General features: G+C 38.6%; 1 protein-coding gene. It reads left to right on the top strand.

Going from position 1 to position 1,290, the window contains the following annotated elements; all coding sequences use genetic code 11:
• Positions 1 to 63 precede the first annotated feature (63 nt).
• The gene (locus CHI06_RS19965; RefSeq protein WP_095250367.1) at positions 64 to 1,185 is read left to right on the top strand and encodes a DUF418 domain-containing protein; all 1,122 of its coding nucleotides are present in this window, start codon (positions 64 to 66) and stop codon (positions 1,183 to 1,185) included.
• The last annotated feature ends 105 nt before the right edge of the window (positions 1,186 to 1,290 follow it).

Genomic DNA, 1,290 nt, shown 5'->3' with positions numbered 1-1,290 from the left:
TTTTTGTAGACTAAAAGGATTGAAGAAGGGATCCAATTTAATAAATCAAAAGGGAATAATTAGATGAAGACAAACTCATCTTTCACGAAAAGAAAATTAACACCAGACTTAGCTCGAGGTTTTATGTTATTATTTATTGCTTTGGCGCATGCCAATCAATTTATATTTTCATCAGAACGAGAAATTACTTTTACTGACCAGTTAACGGTTTTTATTCGGCAGGTTCTCATTGACGGGCGCGCATTCCCTTTATTTGCTATCCTTTTTGGATACGGGCTCCATCAATTAATGAAAGGCCAAGAGAGAAAAGGGAACAGTTGGAAGGATACTAAAAAAATTCTTCGGCGCAGAGGAGCTTGGATGTTAGTGATAGGCTTTTTCCATGCAACTTTTTTTCTCGCGGATATTATCGGAGTGTACGGCTTTATCGCTCTCCTGTTTGCGGGTTTATTTCTACGATTATCCAATCGAAATATGATCATATTAGCTTTGTTTTTTCTAATCTTGGTAGGTGTATTTGCTCCGGACATGCCTAGAGGTTTTGATGCATTAAATATGGAAGTCACGAATTCAGCTACGATTGCAGACCCTATTGAGGCAGCTATGACTCGAATGTTTGATTGGATGTTCTACACACCTATACTGAGTTATCAAGTCATTCCTGGGGTGCTGATTGGAATTTTAGTTGCACGTTTTCAAGTAATCGATAACCCTAAAAGCCATAAGAAGGTACTTTTCCTGGCTGCTATATTTGGACTTTTCATTTCGACAGCCGGAGGGATCCCGATGGCCCTAATGTCGTCTTTGTTTTGGACAAGTTACAATGATGTATGGGAGGTAACAGCAAAATCACTTCATACACTCACTGGTTATGCATGTGGAGTTGGATGGACGGCGCTGATTGGATTACTCGTCATTAAACTGGAAGGAAAAAGTGGGAGCATTACAAAAGCTATTGCAGCTCTTGGACAGCGTTCATTAAGTTTTTATCTTATTCAGTCTGTTCTGTTTGTTGCCATTTTATCTCCTTATGCTGGTGCTCTTGGCGGACAAATTGGCCAATTGGAAAGTGATTTGATTGCGGTGCTCGTTTGGCTTCTTACCGTATTCGTTGCTAATTTTATGTATAAAAGATCGATAAGAGGACCTTTTGAAACCTTCTTAAGAAAGAAATCAGCCATTTAATAAACTAAAACCGAGCAAAAGCTGAAGACAAACTCGTTATCTCCAGCTATTCTTTGGGCTTATTTATTTTATGGCTGTGTTAAAGGAAACTGTTGATTTTAGAAC

The organism is Bacillus sp. 7884-1 (genome assembly GCF_002272245.1).
Taxonomy (GTDB): domain Bacteria; phylum Bacillota; class Bacilli; order Bacillales; family Cytobacillaceae; genus Neobacillus.
Note: the sequence above shows the minus strand (reverse complement) of the source record. Positions and strands in the feature narration are given on the sequence as shown.